The organism is Pseudoalteromonas sp. SR45-6, from assembly GCF_014163545.1.
GTDB classification, from domain to species: domain Bacteria; phylum Pseudomonadota; class Gammaproteobacteria; order Enterobacterales; family Alteromonadaceae; genus Pseudoalteromonas; species Pseudoalteromonas rhizosphaerae.
On sequence record NZ_JACJDM010000254.1, the window covers coordinates 1 to 217 of the forward strand.

At 48.4% G+C, this 217-nt stretch carries 1 rRNA gene; it reads left to right on the forward strand.

The features are described from left to right. Positions 1–15 precede the first annotated feature (15 nt). Positions 16–217: ribosomal RNA gene (locus tag H5158_RS23095) — 16S ribosomal RNA — on the forward strand; the annotation flags it as partial.

Here is a 217-nt window from a genome sequence, read left to right on the forward strand (position 1 = left end):
GACAGAAAAAACTTTTAATTGAAGAGTTTGATCATGGCTCAGATTGAACGCTGGCGGCAGGCCTAACACATGCAAGTCGAGCGGTAACAGAAAGTAGCTTGCTACTTTGCTGACGAGCGGCGGACGGGTGAGTAATGCTTGGGAATATGCCTTTTGGTGGGGGACAACAGTTGGAAACGACTGCTAATACCGCATAATGTCTACGGACCAAAGTGGG